Origin of the sequence: Shewanella sp. ANA-3, from assembly GCF_000203935.1 — a bacterium.
Classification (GTDB): Bacteria; Pseudomonadota; Gammaproteobacteria; order Enterobacterales; family Shewanellaceae; genus Shewanella.
In genome coordinates this window covers 869,499-885,463 of record NC_008577.1, presented here as the reverse complement: position 1 = coordinate 885,463, position 15,965 = coordinate 869,499, and the positions used below count along the sequence as shown (strand labels likewise).

The following is a 15,965-nucleotide window of genomic DNA, read 5'->3' as shown; positions in this document are numbered from 1 at the left end:
CTTAAAAAGATAGCTGGGAGTTAGGCCTTTAACAGCAAAATATCCCTGATATACAAAGTTTATCTTCTATTTATTTTGCATCGGTCGTTCAATGCTCCTGTTTTGATACTCACCTCTGACAGTCGCCCCACGGTCATGCTTAATGTCAGTGATAATCCATAATATGATTTTAGCTTTCTACTCAGCATACCATTTGGTATAAAATTAATAACTTCATAAACTTAGCGCTAAAAGTTTTTGCAAATGTTACTACAACAAGGATGTGAGTTACGCAATATCTAACAATAAACCGAATATTTTTTATAGGATACAAACCTTTTGCGCTTTTCAAAGCGTCCAATCAGTAACCATTCACCTTGATGACAGGAAAATACAGTGACGGCAGGGAGACTCCCACTCAACAATGCGATGTCAGAACTTGACCTCATCACCTTGGCTAGCCAAGGGAATAGAGCCGCATTCAAGCAGCTGTATTTACACCATCATCCAAGGGTTTATGCCCTGTCACTGCGATTATCAGGCCAAGCCTCGCAGGCGGAAGAGATCACTCAGGAGTGCTTTATTCTGGTCTGGCAGAAATTGCCGCAGTTTAGGGGAGAGAGCCAGTTTTCTACTTGGTTACACAGTATTTGTGTGAATCAAGCACTGAGCTTTATCCGTAAGCAAAAGTCGTTTTGGGCGCGTTTTATCCCGATGGAGAGCGACGATGAACATTCAAGCGCAGATGAGCATTATCAAGGGTTAGACAAATTGATCCTCAGACTGCCAGAGCGGGCGCGTATCGTGTTTGTGCTCTGCGCCATTGAAGGCTACCAACATGAAGAAATTGCACAATTACTTGGTATTGCCGTGGGAACCAGTAAGACCCAGTACCACAGAGCCAAGCAATTACTACAGGAGATGCTGTAATGTCCTTATCTAACGATCCCCGCGAGGCCAAACTCCAGCAATTGATTGATAATGCCCCCAAAGCATTAACCCCCGAACGGGATCTTTGGCAAGGCATCGAAAAACGTATGGATAAGCCATTGGCGTCGCAAACGGCGAGTCGCCAAGCGCCGCGACCGCAAGGTGCGCAATGGGCGATTGCCGCAGCTGTGGTGATGGCGGTGTTCTTCGGGTTCTACACTCAAGCGCCGATAAAAACGTCGCTCCCTGAACAAATCGCTAGCCAATCGGCGGATGATGAGCAAGCGCTGCACACTCTGCTTAACCAAATTGCCCAGACACATCAAGCCCAAGTCACGAGCCTCGAACAAACCCCAACGGTTGTCGCGTGGCAAACCAGTCGCTTTAGCGCGCCGCTAGAGCAAGGCTTAGCAGAATTACGACGCGCAGGCGAACAGATTTATCAAGCGTTACAAGCTAATCCAACCGACAAACAACTTTGGCAACTCTGGCTTTGGGTGCAACAACGTGAACTCGATTTGCTACAGCAAGGCCAAAAACTTCCGATTCAAAACTCAACACAAGGAAATAGCATATGAGCCATTTTACCCTCACGAAAACCAGTCTCTTAGTGTCAACGCTTTATCTTGGCCTCATGGGCAGTGTATTTGCCGCTGAAAGTGTGGATAAACAGTTACCGATAAGTAGCGATACCCTGCTGCAAATCAAAGTCCAACGGGGCGAAGTTCAAATTCAAAGCTGGGATAAAAATGAAGTCAGCGTGACGGGCACTCTCGATGAGCTGAGCGAAGGCTTTGTTTTCGAGCAGAAAGGTAACAACCTAAATATCGAAGATAAAATGCCACGCCACTATAATGGCAGTGACAACAACGGCTCAAAACTCATCATTAAAGTACCTAAATCCGTCAAGCTGAACGCCGATACGATTTCAGCCAATCTGCAAATCAGCCAGACTCAAGGCGAGCTCGAGCTGAATACCGTTAGCGGTAATATCACCGCCGAAGCACTGGATGGCACACCGACATTGCACACTGTGTCTGGCGATATCACCACTAAGGAATTAGCGGGTAAAGTGATGTTAGATACCGTCTCAGGTGAGATTAAAGACACCCAGAGCAAAGGCGAAATCAAATACCGTTTAGTAAGCGGCGATCTCAACAGCCAAACCTTAGCCGATAAAGTGAAAGTCGAGCAGGTCTCAGGGGAAATCAAAGCCGACTTTAACAGCGCCAAAGAGGTTAATGTCCGCACCGTGAGCGGCGACACTCAAGTATCACTGGCGAAAAGTTTCGATAAAGCCAATCTTGAGAGCGTCAGCGGCGATATTATTGTGACATTTTCGGATACACCCGATGCTAATTTCGAGCTCAATGGCGGCCCAGGTGGCAAAATCAAAAATGGCTTGAGCCAAGATGTGCCACAAAGACAAAAATACGTGCCGAATGAATCCTTAAACTTCCAAACAGGTGCTGGTAGCGCCACTGTGAAGATGGATACCATTAGCGGTAATCTGATCCTGAAAAAACAATAGCCTTATCAGAAAACACGAATCAGCGATAAAAAGGCAATAAAAATGCCGCTCATCAGGAGCGGCATTTTTTTAGCCAAACGGTGTTAAATCGAGGCGATTTCTTCGCTCGTCAGATAACGCCATTCACCTAGGGCAAGTTCTGCGTCTAATTCAATTTTGCCAATGCTTTCACGGTGTAAGCCAACCACATGATTACCTACGGCGGCAAACATCCGCTTCACTTGGTGATACTTACCTTCGGTAATGGTTAAACGCACCAGCTGCGGCTCGATGATTTCAAGCAAGGCGGGTTTTGTCAGGCAGTCTTCGTTTCTCAGCTCCACTCCAGCAGCAAAGACACCAATCAGACTCTCATCCACAGGCTCGGCTAAGGTCACTAAGTAACGCTTGCCACAGTCTTTTTTAGGCGAGGTGATCCGATGCGACCATTGACCATCGCTCGTGATCAGCACAAGGCCAGTAGTATCGGCATCTAAACGGCCGGCAATGTGTAAGGTTTCGGGCTTTTCAATATCCAGCAAGCTCAATACCGAAGGGTAGACTTCATCTATGGTCGAGCAAATCGTATCCACAGGCTTATTTAGCATCAGGTAGCGCTCACCAACGAGGGAGATAAACTCACCTTCGAGACATACTTGCATCCCCTCGAGCACTTTAAAACCAGCATCTTTAATCACAGCCCCATCACAGGTGATGTCACCACGGTGCAGGGCTTTTTTCGCTAAAGAACGGGTAAGCGAGGTACTTTCACAGATAAATTTGTCTAAACGCACGGGACGACTCAACTTCAATAAATGAAAACCGCCGTATTATGAGGCCCAACGAACGAAAGGGCAAAGCCTAGCCAATCAAATTGCCCAAATGCCCCCTTAGTTACGCCAGACAAACCTAAGTGCTTACTAACTTGTCAGAGCTTGCGTACGGTATGTTTGGTGGTTTTTAGGCCAATTTCAACCATGGTAATTTTTAGTTACAACTGACGGATAAGAAATCTGACTGAAAAAGTGTGATCACCTTGTTTAGATTCCCACTAAAGCATTAACATACGTTGCGTTGCGCCTGAAGCAATCCCATTTTGCACCAAACAGCCCCAGAGATGGGCACAATAACAAACTCGAAGGAAACGACATGAGAAAAGTACTCATTGGGGGACTGTGTGCCTCACTCATCGCGGGCCTCACTGCCTGTAATGACAAGCCCGCTGAAGTTAAAGCGCCTGAAACGGCTAAAACCGCCACTGCTGCCGCAGTCACTAAAGCATTGGGCTCAGGTATCGAATTTGAAAACTTCGATAAATCAGTGCGTCCACAGGACGACTTCTATGAATATGTTAACGGCGCTTGGCTGAAGAAAGCCGAGATCCCAGCCGATCGCACTAGCATTGGTGCCTTCTACGATCTGCGTGAAAAATCCCGTGATGACGTTAAAGCCATTATCGAAGAAGTGGCCGCCACGCCAAATCTGGCCGTAGGCACTGACGAGCAAAAAGTGGCTGACCTTTACCGTTCATTTATGGACACAGCAACGCTAAACAAGCTGGGCGTGACGCCACTGAAAGGCGAGTTTGATGCCATTAACGCTCTAAAAGATAAAAATGAGCTGGTGAAATACTTCGCCCACAGCCAAATCATGGGCGCCGGTACACCTATCGCCTTCTACATCGATATCGATGCGAAAAACTCGAGCCGTTACGCCACTCACCTATGGCAATACGGTTTAAGCCTGCCGGAAAAAGATTACTACTTCAACGAAGCAGAGCGTTTCGTCAATATCCGTAAAGCTTACCTTGCCCATATTGAAAAAATGTTCACGCTGGCTGGTCTTGCAGATCCAAAAGCTAGCGCTGAGTCAATCCTCGCACTCGAAACTGCGATTGCCTCTAAACATTGGGATGTAGTTGAAACACGCGACAGCACTAAGACCTACAACCTGTACCAAGTCAAAGATCTGCCAAGCTTAGCGCCAGATATCGACTGGACTGGCTACTTAACGACATTAGGTGCTGACAAGCAAACCGACATTATCGTTAACCAACCAAGCTATATCCAAGGCCTGAACGAAGTCCTCAAAACGACCGATCTAGCGACTTGGAAAACCTACATGCAATGGCAAGTGCTGACCCACGCGGCGAGCAACTTGAGCGAAGAGTTAGACAACGAGAACTTTGCTTTCTTCTCTAAAACCCTAAACGGGCAAGAAGAACAAGAGCCACGTTGGAAGCGCGGTGTTGCGGCAGTCAACGGCGTATTAGGTGAAGTGGTGGGTAAAGTGTACGTGAAGCGTCACTTCGCTCCAGAAGCTAAAGAGCGTATGCAAGCATTGGTTGAAAACCTGCGCGGCGCCTACGGCGACAGCATCAAAGATCTGACTTGGATGAGCGATACCACTAAGCAAGCTGCTGCCGAAAAATTAGCGAAATTCAACCCGAAAATTGGTTATCCAAACAAATGGGAAGATTACAGCAAGCTGACCATCAAAGCCGATGATTTGATTGGTAACGCGGTTCGCGCAAGCGAAGTTGAGCACGCTAAGTCGCTGGCTAAGTTAGGCGCGCCAATCGATAAAGACGAGTGGCACATGACCCCACAAACGGTTAACGCCTACTACAACCCAACCATGAACGAAATCGTGTTCCCTGCAGCAATTCTGCAACCACCTTTCTTCAACATGGAAGCGGATGATGCCGTTAACTACGGTGGTATCGGTGCGGTTATCGGCCACGAAATGGGCCATGGCTTCGACGACCAAGGCGCTAAGTTCGACGGCGAAGGCAATATGCGCGACTGGTGGACAGAGAAAGACTTAGAAGAATTCTCTGCCCGTGGTAAGGCGCTGATCGCACAATACGATGGCTACTATGTGTTTGACGATCTGCACGTGAACGGCAGCCTGACCTTAGGCGAAAACATCGGTGACTTATCGGGCGTGACTATCGCTTACCGTGCGTACAAAAAGTCACTCAATGGCAAAGAAGCACCGGTTATCGACGGTCTGACTGGCGACCAACGTTTCTTCATCGGCTTCACGCAAATTTGGCGTGCAAAAGCCAAAGAAGAAGCCCTGCGTAACCGTGTAGCGACAGATCCACACTCACCTGCGGAATTCCGTGCATTAGGTGCGCTGTCTAACATGCCAGAGTTCTACACTACCTATGATGTGAAACCTGGTGATGCTATGTATATCGCGCCAGAGAAACGCGTGAAAATTTGGTAATTCCAAATTAATTCAAGATAGTAATCAACAAACCCAATGGCGCCGCTCACTATAGCGGCGCCATTTTTTTAGGCAGGAAAAATGTGAACCTAAGCCAAACATGAACAAGTCTTCATCATTGATTCAGCTTTAATTAAGCCACTCCAGCCTATGGTATTCCCGTGATGTGTATCACTCCCATAAGGAAGTAGGCCGTTATGAATAAGTTATTTCGTACCTTTTTTATCTTTCTACTCTTATTATCGACCCGCACAGGCGTAGCCAATCCTTTAGATATCAATGACAGCAGAGCCGAACGCGGTAATTACAGTGCAAGACAGGCTCAAAGCCATGATCTGCATGGTCTTTATGCGCTCAACACTCAAACTTTCGACACTCCGCGTCAAGCGTCAACCTGTTTAGACAACTTATATTCCAACGCCCACGCGGCCCAGAATGAACTCGCAAGCCTGTTGCAGACAGTGACGGCCAGTTCACAGGCGCAGGTGATTTTACCTGACGTGAAAAGCTATCAACGCGCCGCCGAGAAGGTCGCCACCAAATTTAATGGGGATGCTAGCCAGATCACCGATCTTGCCCGCGCCAGCATCGTCAGTAACAGCATCTCCGAGCTGATGCAAAGCTACTACGCCTTAAGCGAGCAAGCTCAGGTCGTGAAACAGAAAAACCGTTTCGCCGAGCCTAAAGCCTCAGGTTATCGCGACCTTAACTTACTGGTACGTTTGCCCGAAAGCGGCATGATTGCCGAGGTCCAATTACACCTTAAGGATATTGCCGACATCAAAAGTGGCCCAGAGCACAAGGTTTACGAACAGGTTCAACAGATTGAGGCAAATGCAATAAAACAACAACGTGCATTAAGTGAGTTTGAAACCGCACAGATCGCTAAGCTGTGCCAAGAGTCCCATAAGCTGTATCACAAAGCTTGGCTTAACTATAAACGCGTCGATGAAGGACTGTTGCTGACTAACTCAGTTGCTTAATCACCCGTTTGTTTAATCGCTTAACCGTTTAACGCTGTACCACTTCCACTGTTGCGCTGGCTATTTGTGAAAACAGATACCAGCGCTTTTTTATGGCGTAACACCAGACTTAGCCTAAAGCGTCATCTCACTAACAATCGATCTATGCCCACTATCGCTCACAGCCCTTCCCTCGCATCCAACCTTGTTTCCCTATATAATCCCGCGCCATAAGGCGACCCTTAAGGAAATTCCATGCACGACATTATTGAGCAACTCCAAGAACGCAGCGAAACCGTGCCTGTGCCACTCGAGTTACCCACATTCGAGCAGTTAGTGGAGGTTGAGGAACAGATTTTGATCCCGCTGCCACGGGAATTAAAGGAATACCTACTCCATGCCAGTGATGTGATTTATGGCGCGATTGAGCCTGTGACTGCAGCCGATCCCTATTCACACACCTATTTACCCGAAGTCACCTGCTATGCTTGGTCAATCGGCTTGCCAAGGGACTTAATCGCCATCTGCCAATTGGGCGATGACTTTTACTGTATCGATCAGGATGGCCAAGTTCACTTCTGGCAAAACGGTGACTTTACCGATACTTATTGGGAATCCTTCTGGGAATGGGTCGAAGATATTTGGCTTAAAAACAAATACTGATTTTACCGAGATTTTATTTTTATCAACTTGAGAACCGCATTATGTCGAAAAATATTGGCTTGAACGCCATCGAAATGAGCTACTTACGCCAATCACTCAGCCTCAGTGCGGCTCAAGTAGGACAACTGACCAACCATAGCGAAGCCGAAGTATTAGCGTGGGAAAATGCTGAAACACAGGCCCCTGAACTGGCACAGAAAAAGCTGCTAGATCTCGATGATATTATCGAGATGCAAGTACTGAATACCACTGACGGCATCGAAGCCTTATTCAAGAAAGAGCCTAAGCGTCACCTAGCCTTCGTGGTGTATCCAACTCAAGCCGTTTACACCCAATATAATCCTGAATTTTTAAGCTCGCTGCCGTTGACTGAGCTATACAATACGGCGGCATGGCGCATTAAGAAAGAATGTAAACTGGTGCTCGAAGTAGATGTTAGCTTAGTCAATCTCGATGTCGAAGCCTACAAGGCATTCCGTGAGCAAAATGGGTTAAGCGAAAGCCGTGAAAGCCGCTCCAAATGGGCGGCGACTCAGCTATAAACGCCTAAGGATTTAAGCAAAAAGGGCAGAAGTAAATCTTCTGCCCTTTTGTTTTTTATCGCTTTGTGCCAATTAAGCCTGCGCTGCGTTGGCCACGGCTTCCATTTTTGCGAGTGCCGATTTACGCGAAGGACGCGCCGCAATTCTATCGCGATATGCCGCCAATTTAGGCGGGATCTGCTGCTCAAATAAGGTGCCCCACATCAGTGTATGCGCCAGCAGAATATCGGCTACCGATAAGGTGTCACCGAGTAAAAAGTCACTATCGGGCAGCATAGCTTCAGCCAAGGCCGCCGCCTTATCAAACTCCCACACAGCACAAGGCATGATAGAAGGATGACGCTGCGCTTCCGGCAGCGCAAATTTATGCTTGCCTAGGGTCCATAGAGGCTGCTCGAGTTCGGTAATAATAAAGCTCACCCATTGATGATGCAGACCCGATGCCGCAGTGCCCGCTTCAGGTAACAAATTACCAAACTTCTCCGCCAGATACAGGCAAATGGCCGCAGACTCAGACAATACAAGATTATCGTCGGTTAACACTGGCACTTTGCCGCAGGGATTAAGCGCTAAGAACGCTGCGCTACGGTGCTCGCCCTTATTCATATCCACAAACGAAAAGGCCCATTCGGCGCCTAACTCTTCTAACACCCAAGCGACTCGTAATGCACGGCTGCGGGGCATGCCATATAAGGTGATCATATTAACGTCCTTTTAGTGATGACTGATTAACGAGAACGAAGATACACTGTGTCGCGGCAGAGTAAAATACAAAAACGGCGCCGAAGCGCCGTTTCCTATGACTCAATCAATGACTCGTTAGAAGTTCATTGTCAGTTTGGTGTAGATATAACGTCCCATTGGGTTGTGTACAGAAATCACATAACCATAGAGGTCGGTATCGCCGTCACCAATCGCAAACGGTGGCTCTTCATCGAACAGGTTGTTCACGCCTAATGTCAGCTTAAACATCTCGTTGAAACGGTAACTACCTGACATATCAACTAATAACTGTGCATCAACCATACGAGACTTGTTCGTTTCGAAGTCTAACACGCCGTCAAAGTCGATATCTGGAGTATCTTCGAACTCACCGATGTAGCTCAGGTTTACGTTGGCGGCGAAGTTATCCATGGTCCAATTCGTGGTGAGTAACCAGCGATGTTGTGGGAACTTGTACTCGCCAGTGTAATCGAGACCGTCTTTTTCGAAGTTATGTAGGTAGCTGTACTCTAGGCCAAACTTCAAATCACCAAAGCTATCTAGCTCAAGACCATAGTGAGTTGACAGGTCAACACCCTGCACATCCTGCGAGCTTAAGTTGATAAAGCTTGAGTGAATAATGCTGATAGGACCTAAGGTTTGACCCGCTTGCGGTGCTAAACGCTCACACACTGTGCTGTTTTGATCGTTACAGTTTGCGGTGTAGATATCACCCAATGGCTGCTTATCGATCTTGTTATCTTGAGTGATGCTGTAAACATCGAAACCGATATCAAACTTCTGGCTTGGCGCCCAGATAAGTCCAAGGTTCCATGTTTCTGACTCTTCGGCATCCAACTCAGAGTTACCTTGGAATTCAGTGTTATAGTCGAGCGCTTCACAATCCACACCATCGGCGGCGCAGCGATAAGTATCGATAAAGAAGCTACTTTCGCGTGATGGGCCTAAACCGATTTGTGCTAATGAAGGCGCGCGGAAACCCGTTGACCAAGAACCACGGCTCGTCAGCTCATCGGTGATGCCCCATTGGAACGCCACTTTAGGGTTAGTGGTTGAACCAAAATCGCTGTAATGATCGTAGCGACCCGCGAGTTGCAGCTCAAAGTTATCCGTGACAGGAATAGAGAACTCCACATAACCTGCGTATTGGTCACGGGAGGCCGCAGCTGAAACCGCTTCGGTACCGAAAATCAGCCCACGTTGGAACTGTTCATCTGGTACGTCGCTGACACTTTCTTCACGGTATTCCACACCTGCCGCCATCATAATATCGCGGTCTGCCAGCGTGAACGCTTGGCCCGAAATGTTCGCCGCGTATGACGTCATGCTCGATAAACCTTGGCGAACTAGGCTAGTGGTAATCGCATCGATCACATCCTGCGAGTTCATGGTACCGCCAAAGGGATTGTAGCGACCCGCATCAATTTCGGCTTGCAGGTAATCGGTTCTGACCCAACCTTGAGTACGATCGCCCGTTTGAGTCGATTCACTGCGGCCGCGTTGTACCGAGGCTTCCCAATCCCACTCTTTAATCGTGCCACGTAAACCCGCCACTAAACGCAGGGTGTCGGACTCGATATCCCAACGACGTGCGCCCGCATCCACTGTACGGAAACGACCGATTTCAATATCTTTGCCCCAAGGATTATTTGGGTGAGTGCCTGGCACAGTTAAGGCCGCATCTTCATCCAAAGGTGTTGGTGCACCACCCGCAATTGAAGAGTTATGTTGCGCGGCTAACTCGAGGAACGCGGTTAAATCGTCATTGAAATGGTAATCGAATTGACCAATAGCCCCGATACGCTCAGCCTCAGGGATCACTAAGTTGTATGGACCATAGTCAAATAAACAGCTGCCGCTGGCCGTTGCACGATCGGGCGGACAGGATGGGTCGATAGTCTTCACACCATCGACATAAAAATAACCGGGGAAACCGCGTGAGGAACGGAAATCTTCACCACCGTAAGGGCTTTGATCGGCTGTGCCAAAACGGCCCAAATCGGTTGCCGATAAGGTATCGTTTTTAAAATAATCGAGAATAACCGACGCACTACCCTTTTCGGACTTGACGCCCCAAACGACGCTTGCCGTGGTTTCATCGTAACCCGTACCTGGGGTGTCGCCGTAACCTAAGTTAACCTCAATCCCTTCGATGTCTTTTTTCAAGACGATGTTAACTACGCCTGCAATCGCATCGGAACCGTAAATCGCCGATGCACCATCTTTCAGAATATCAATGCGTTCAATCGCCGAAACCGGAATGTTGTTAATGTCGACGAAGGAGTTAGTGATACCTTCAGCAAAGGCACTTGCCGCAACACGGCGACCGTTAATCAATACCAGAGTGGCGTCAGGGCCTAAGCCACGTAAACTAATTGAAGCACCACCGTTTGCGGTCGAGTCTTGGCTGTTGCCACGGGTAGAGAAAGCGCCAGCACCGTTGGCAGGCATACGTTCGAGTAACTGCTGCAGGTTGTCAAAACCCATGTTGGCAATATCTTCTTTGCCAATGGATTGAATGGGTGACGGTCCCTCGATATCAGTGCGCTTAATACGAGAGCCCGTTACTTCAATGCGTTCAACTTTGTCAGCGCCGTTATCGGCTGCATAGCTAATACTCGGGGCAAATGCCATTGCGATCGCAATAGCACAAGCACTGGGTAGAATCTGAGGTCTTTTCATTTACATCCCCTAATCTTGATTTGTTAAATTTATTTTACTTTTATTAAACTAATTTTTAACACAACCAAGGTAATCGGTTGTAAAACAAAGTCAATGGGGGACTGTAAAAAGTTAAACTTTTGTTACTAATAAAAACCATGTATTTTCCTGCTGAGATCTCTCAAGATAGCGAAATGGAACATTGGCATTGAGGAAGAACATGCAAGAACAAACAATTCATGAAGCCCAATTTGAAGATAATTTAGGTTTGTACTGGTTACTCTCAGGGGCCGCTTACTTCACCTTAAGTATTGTTGGTATTCCCTTGTTATTACTTTGGTTTCCTATTGGGTTATGGGGGACTCGCCGCTACATCAGCAATATGAGCGCACGCTTAACCAGCAAAAAGCTGATCGTGCGCAGAGGCATGTTAACTCGCACAGAAAATACGGTTCCCTTAGATAAAATTACCGATATCGCCCTCATTCAGGGGCCGATTATGCGCATGATGGGATTACATAAACTCACAGTAGAAACTGCGGGACAATCGGGCGCTGGCGCCTTAATTAGTCTGGTTGGCATAGTCAACGCCCCTGATTTTAGGGCGCAGATTTTGGAGCAAAAAGAACGCTTAAGTGAGGCACATACCACCAGCGAGACGAGCGCTCCCACAGAGGATAACGCCCTGTTGACCCAACTAATAGAAATGACGGCAAGCTTAAAGCGCATCGAAGCCCTACTCGCCTCAAAATACAATTCTTAACAGTTAACATCGCGACTTAACGACTTAGATAGCTCAGTATCGAGCAAACCATTTCCAACGGATAAGGAAACACCCAGCGTATTATGGCGACTTCTCAAGTAAAACCTCTCCCCATGAATTGGACAGCCCAACTGGCCCTCAGCATAAAAGCCATGGGACCCGGTGTATTAATGGCCGCCGCCGCGATTGGGGCTTCACATTTAGTGTCATCCACTCGCGCTGGCGCAGAATTTGGCTGGCAACTCGCCTGGGTGATTTTGGGAGTAAACTTGCTGAAATACCCCTTCTTTGCCGCAGGGGCACGTTACACCGCTGCAACGGGCGAAAGTTTACTGCATGGATATCTTAAGCAGGGCCGAGGTTATCTGTGGTTATTCACGGGCCTCAATGTAATAGCCTCTATTGCAAGCACCGCTGGGGTTTGCATGTTAACCGCCGCAATGCTCACGCAGTTTATTCCATTACCCATAGATATTTTGGCGTTACTGGTGCTGATAAGTTCGTTGTTGTTATTGATTTTAGGGCACTATTCATTGTTGGATAGGCTGACGAAAATCATCATGTTCGCCCTGACACTCACGACCTTAACCGCCGTCGCCTTGGCATTGGATCATGTAAAACCGCTAGAAAGCCAGTTTGTCTCCCCCTCACCTTGGCAGTGGGCCCATGTGGGATTCTTGGTCGCCATGATGGGCTGGATGCCTGCACCTATTGAAGTCAGCGCATGGAATTCGTTGTGGTTATTGGAAAAACAAAAGACATCACCCGTTACTCCCGCCCAAGCTATCTTAGACTTCAACTTAGGCTATCTAGTCACTGCTCTGTTAGCCGTGGTCTTTTTGGCCTTAGGTGCGCTGGTGATGCATGGCAGTGGTGAGCACTTTTCCGACTCTGGTGCCAAATTTGCGAACCAATTAATCAACTTATATAGCCAAGTCATGGGGGGTGAAAGCCGCTATTTGATAGGCATAGTGGCGTTTTTATGTATTTTCAGCACCACTGTGACTGTCATCGATGGCTATAGCCGAACCTTGAACATGGGCTGGCAACTGCTCTCACGCGCAGCAGTCAGCGAAACCCAATCGGACAAACGCCTAACGGGCATCATGCTCAGCGTAAGCGCATTAGGATTATTGCTCATCCTGTTTTTCAAGGGCGCCCTGCTGCCACTGCTGGAGTTTGTGATGATTTTAGCTTTTATGACTACAGTAGTTTTTGCATGGCTCAACTATCGCTTAATGACTAGCACCCAACTGCCAGAGGCTCATCGTTATGGCATAAAAATGAAAGGCCTCTCTTGGATAGGATTAAGCTATTTGCTTATTTTTGCAGTGCTTTTTATTTACTGGTATCTAGCCGTTAACGTGTAGTTTTACTCATTTAAGCATGAGCCCTCAGCGAGGGCTCATGCTCTACTGTGCCACTTGCTCATCCATACTAGACTTTCCTGCTTTTCTGTTACTTTGAGTATATAATGTCTGCTCTTAAACCAGACAGCGCAGCCGCGCCTAGAGATGACCATGATTAACAATGATATTTTGCGCCGTTTGCGCTTCGTGTTTGATTTCAACAATGCCAAAATGATTAAGATCTTTGCCAAAGTTGGAAGAGAAGTGCCAACCGAAGAGATGATTAGTCTGCTGCGCAAAGAAGAGGAAGAAGGCTATAAGGCCTGTAACGACACGACCCTATGTCAGTTTTTAGATGGTCTTATCATCGAAAAACGCGGTCTACGTGAAGGGGCTGAAATCCCAAAGCCAGTATCAAAATTAAACAATAACCTAATCTTCAAAAAGTTACGTGTTGCCCTCGAAATGCGTGAAGAAGATATTATGGCCACCTTAGCGCTCGCCGAAGTGCAAATGTCTAAGTCTGAGTTAAGCGCACTGTTTCGCAACCCAGATCATAAAAACTTCAAAGCCTGTGGCGACCAGATCCTGCGTAACTTTATCCGTGGCTTATCACTAAAATATCGCGGTGTTTAATCCCTAAACAGCTTTATTCCAGAAACGCAGCCTAGGCTGCGTTTTTTGTTTTAATAGCACCTTAAACAGCCATTTACTCGGCAAAAGCATTTACAACCAATTAACAGAAGCATGTTTTAAACGGCCAGATTGTCGCCTGCTGCAAAAAAAGCCACAAATAGCGCACGACACAGGCAACAAAGATCACATTTCATGATAACCTTACGTGACTTACAGCACGTCTCAAGCACGTACCGAACCATTAAACAATAACTCAAAGGTTACCCATGGACGATAATAAACGCCCCCTCTATCTTCCGTTTGCAGGACCTGCCATTCTTGAAGCTCCCTTAATTAACAAGGGCAGTGCATTTTCGGAAGAAGAGCGTATTTTCTTTAACCTCGAAGGCTTAGTACCCTACGCCATTGAAACTATTGAAGAACAGGCTTCACGCGCCTACGATCAGTTCAGAAGTTTCAATAACGATCTCGATAAGCACATCTATCTGCGCAACATTCAAGACACCAACGAAACCCTGTTTTATCGTTTAGTGCAAAACCACATCAGCGAAATGATGCCAATTATCTACACCCCGACGGTAGGTTTGGCCTGTGAGCGCTTCTCGAAAAACTATCGCCGTAACCGTGGTCTGTTCATCTCTTACCCGAATAAGGACAGAATCGACGACATCCTCAATAACTCGACTCGCCAAAAAGTAAAAATCATCGTTGTGACCGACGGTGAGCGCATCTTAGGCTTAGGCGACCAAGGTATTGGCGGCATGGGGATCCCGATTGGTAAATTGTCACTCTACACCAGCTGTGGTGGGATCAGCCCCGCATACACACTGCCAATTACCTTAGACGTAGGTACCGATAATCCACAGTTGCTGGAAGATCCTATGTACATGGGTTGGCGCCATCCGCGTATTGGCGGCGAGGAGTATGCCGAGTTTATCGAAGCCTTTATGCAAGCCGTGCATGTACGTTGGCCAGATACACTGATCCAATTCGAAGACTTTGCCCAAAAGAATGCGATGCCAATCCTTGAGCGTTATAAGGATCGCTACTGCTGCTTTAACGATGACATTCAAGGTACCGCCGCCGTGACTGTGGGCTCGTTACTCGCCGCCTGTAAAGCCGCGGGCACTGAGCTCAACAAACAACGTATCGCCTTCTTAGGTGCCGGTAGCGCAGGCTGCGGTATTGCCGAAGCCATCGTTGCGCAAATGGTGTCTGAAGGGATCAGCGATGAGCAAGCCCGCAGCCAAGTCTGCATGGTTGACCGTTGGGGCCTGCTGCTTGACAACATGCCTAACCTGTTGCCATTCCAACAAAAATTGGCTCAAAAATGTGCCGATATCTGCAACTGGAATAACTTCAGCGACAATATTTCACTGCTCGATGTGGTCAATAACGCTAAACCAACGGTACTGATTGGCGTATCGGGCGCACCAGGTCTGTTTACCGAAGAAATTGTTCGTGCAATGCATAGCCACTGCGAACGCCCAATTATCTTCCCACTGTCAAACCCCACCAGCCGTGTTGAAGCGACGCCAAAAGACATTCTGCACTGGACGTCTGGCCAAGCCTTAGTGGCAACGGGTAGCCCGTTTGAACCTGTTGTTGTCGATGGCGAAACCTATGAAATCGCGCAATGTAACAACAGCTTTATCTTCCCTGGTATTGGTTTAGGGGTACTCGCCTCGGGTGCTCGCCATGTCTCCGATGCGATGTTAATGGCATCGAGCCGCGCGCTCGCCGAATGCTCACCGTTAGCCATTAATGGCTCAGGACCACTCCTGCCAAAACTGGAAGATATTCACTCAGTAAGTAAGCATATTGCGTTTGCCGTCGGTAAAGTGGCGATTGAACAAGGCCTATCCTTACCTGCAAGTGATGAGCTGCTGATGCAATCTATCGAAGATAATTTCTGGAAGCCAGAGTATCGCCGTTATAAGCGTACGTCTTTCTAATATCAGACATTATTCCAATAAAAAGCCCGTCAATCGACGGGCTTTTTATTGGGTCAAA

General features: G+C 47.6%; 14 protein-coding genes. 11 read left to right on the top strand and 3 right to left on the bottom strand.

Annotated features, from left to right (window positions below):
* Positions 1-375: 375 nt before the first annotated feature.
* From SHEWANA3_RS04010 to SHEWANA3_RS04000, 3 genes are read left to right on the top strand one after another with little or no spacing between them, the layout of a single operon-like run.
* On the top strand, positions 376-909 hold the full coding sequence (locus tag SHEWANA3_RS04010) for an RNA polymerase sigma factor (protein WP_011715920.1): 534 nt from the start codon (positions 376-378) through the stop codon (positions 907-909).
* A complete protein-coding gene (locus tag SHEWANA3_RS04005; protein WP_011715919.1) occupies positions 909-1,487 on the top strand; it encodes a hypothetical protein in 579 nt (192 codons plus the stop codon). The genes SHEWANA3_RS04010 and SHEWANA3_RS04005 overlap by 1 nt, the downstream gene beginning before the upstream one ends.
* Positions 1,484-2,440, top strand: a complete 957-nt coding sequence (locus SHEWANA3_RS04000; protein WP_011715918.1) for a DUF4097 family beta strand repeat-containing protein — start codon at positions 1,484-1,486, stop codon at positions 2,438-2,440. Before SHEWANA3_RS04005 ends, SHEWANA3_RS04000 begins: the two co-directional genes overlap by 4 nt.
* Before the next feature lie 83 nt (positions 2,441-2,523).
* Here SHEWANA3_RS04000 and rsuA read toward each other — a convergent pair whose 3' ends face one another.
* The gene (rsuA, locus tag SHEWANA3_RS03995) at positions 2,524-3,231 is read right to left on the bottom strand and encodes a 16S rRNA pseudouridine(516) synthase RsuA (protein WP_011715917.1); all 708 of its coding nucleotides are present in this window, start codon (positions 3,229-3,231) and stop codon (positions 2,524-2,526) included.
* 337 nt (positions 3,232-3,568) lie between these two features.
* Between rsuA and SHEWANA3_RS03990 the strand changes: the two genes are divergently transcribed.
* The 4 genes from SHEWANA3_RS03990 (at position 3,569) to SHEWANA3_RS03975 (ending at position 7,820) form a co-directional block, all read left to right on the top strand.
* Positions 3,569-5,653: a M13-type metalloendopeptidase gene (locus SHEWANA3_RS03990; protein ID WP_011715916.1), complete on the top strand. Its 2,085-nt coding sequence runs from the start codon at positions 3,569-3,571 to the stop codon at positions 5,651-5,653.
* Between the two features lie 197 nt (positions 5,654-5,850).
* Complete coding sequence (locus tag SHEWANA3_RS03985; protein ID WP_011715915.1) at positions 5,851-6,636, top strand: RelA/SpoT domain-containing protein; 786 nt, start codon at positions 5,851-5,853, stop codon at positions 6,634-6,636.
* Positions 6,637-6,870: 234 nt separating this feature from the next.
* The gene (locus tag SHEWANA3_RS03980; RefSeq protein WP_011623923.1) at positions 6,871-7,278 is read left to right on the top strand and encodes an SMI1/KNR4 family protein; all 408 of its coding nucleotides are present in this window, start codon (positions 6,871-6,873) and stop codon (positions 7,276-7,278) included.
* 41 nt (positions 7,279-7,319) lie between these two features.
* Positions 7,320-7,820, top strand: coding sequence for a DUF4447 family protein (locus tag SHEWANA3_RS03975; RefSeq protein ID WP_011715914.1), 501 nt, complete (start codon positions 7,320-7,322; stop codon positions 7,818-7,820).
* Between the two features lie 72 nt (positions 7,821-7,892).
* Here the strand turns inward: SHEWANA3_RS03975 and SHEWANA3_RS03970 are convergent, their stop codons facing one another.
* Together SHEWANA3_RS03970 and SHEWANA3_RS03965 are read right to left on the bottom strand one after the other, a co-directional pair.
* Positions 7,893-8,522, bottom strand: a complete 630-nt coding sequence (locus SHEWANA3_RS03970) for a glutathione S-transferase family protein (protein WP_011715913.1) — start codon at positions 8,520-8,522, stop codon at positions 7,893-7,895.
* Between the two features lie 117 nt (positions 8,523-8,639).
* Positions 8,640-11,225: a TonB-dependent receptor gene (locus SHEWANA3_RS03965; RefSeq protein WP_011715912.1), complete on the bottom strand. Its 2,586-nt coding sequence runs from the start codon at positions 11,223-11,225 to the stop codon at positions 8,640-8,642.
* A gap of 199 nt (positions 11,226-11,424) precedes the next feature.
* Here SHEWANA3_RS03965 and SHEWANA3_RS03960 point away from each other — a divergent pair, with 199 nt between their 5' ends.
* The 4 genes from SHEWANA3_RS03960 (at position 11,425) to SHEWANA3_RS03945 (ending at position 15,907) form a co-directional block, all read left to right on the top strand.
* Complete coding sequence (locus SHEWANA3_RS03960) at positions 11,425-11,967, top strand: PH domain-containing protein (RefSeq protein ID WP_011715911.1); 543 nt, start codon at positions 11,425-11,427, stop codon at positions 11,965-11,967.
* A 113-nt stretch (positions 11,968-12,080) separates the two neighbouring features.
* The gene (locus SHEWANA3_RS03955) at positions 12,081-13,337 is read left to right on the top strand and encodes an Nramp family divalent metal transporter (protein WP_244096597.1); all 1,257 of its coding nucleotides are present in this window, start codon (positions 12,081-12,083) and stop codon (positions 13,335-13,337) included.
* A gap of 150 nt (positions 13,338-13,487) precedes the next feature.
* Complete coding sequence (locus SHEWANA3_RS03950; protein WP_041412549.1) at positions 13,488-13,952, top strand: DUF1456 family protein; 465 nt, start codon at positions 13,488-13,490, stop codon at positions 13,950-13,952.
* Positions 13,953-14,218: 266 nt separating this feature from the next.
* Positions 14,219-15,907, top strand: coding sequence for an NAD-dependent malic enzyme (locus tag SHEWANA3_RS03945; protein WP_011715908.1), 1,689 nt, complete (start codon positions 14,219-14,221; stop codon positions 15,905-15,907).
* Positions 15,908-15,965 lie beyond the last annotated feature (58 nt).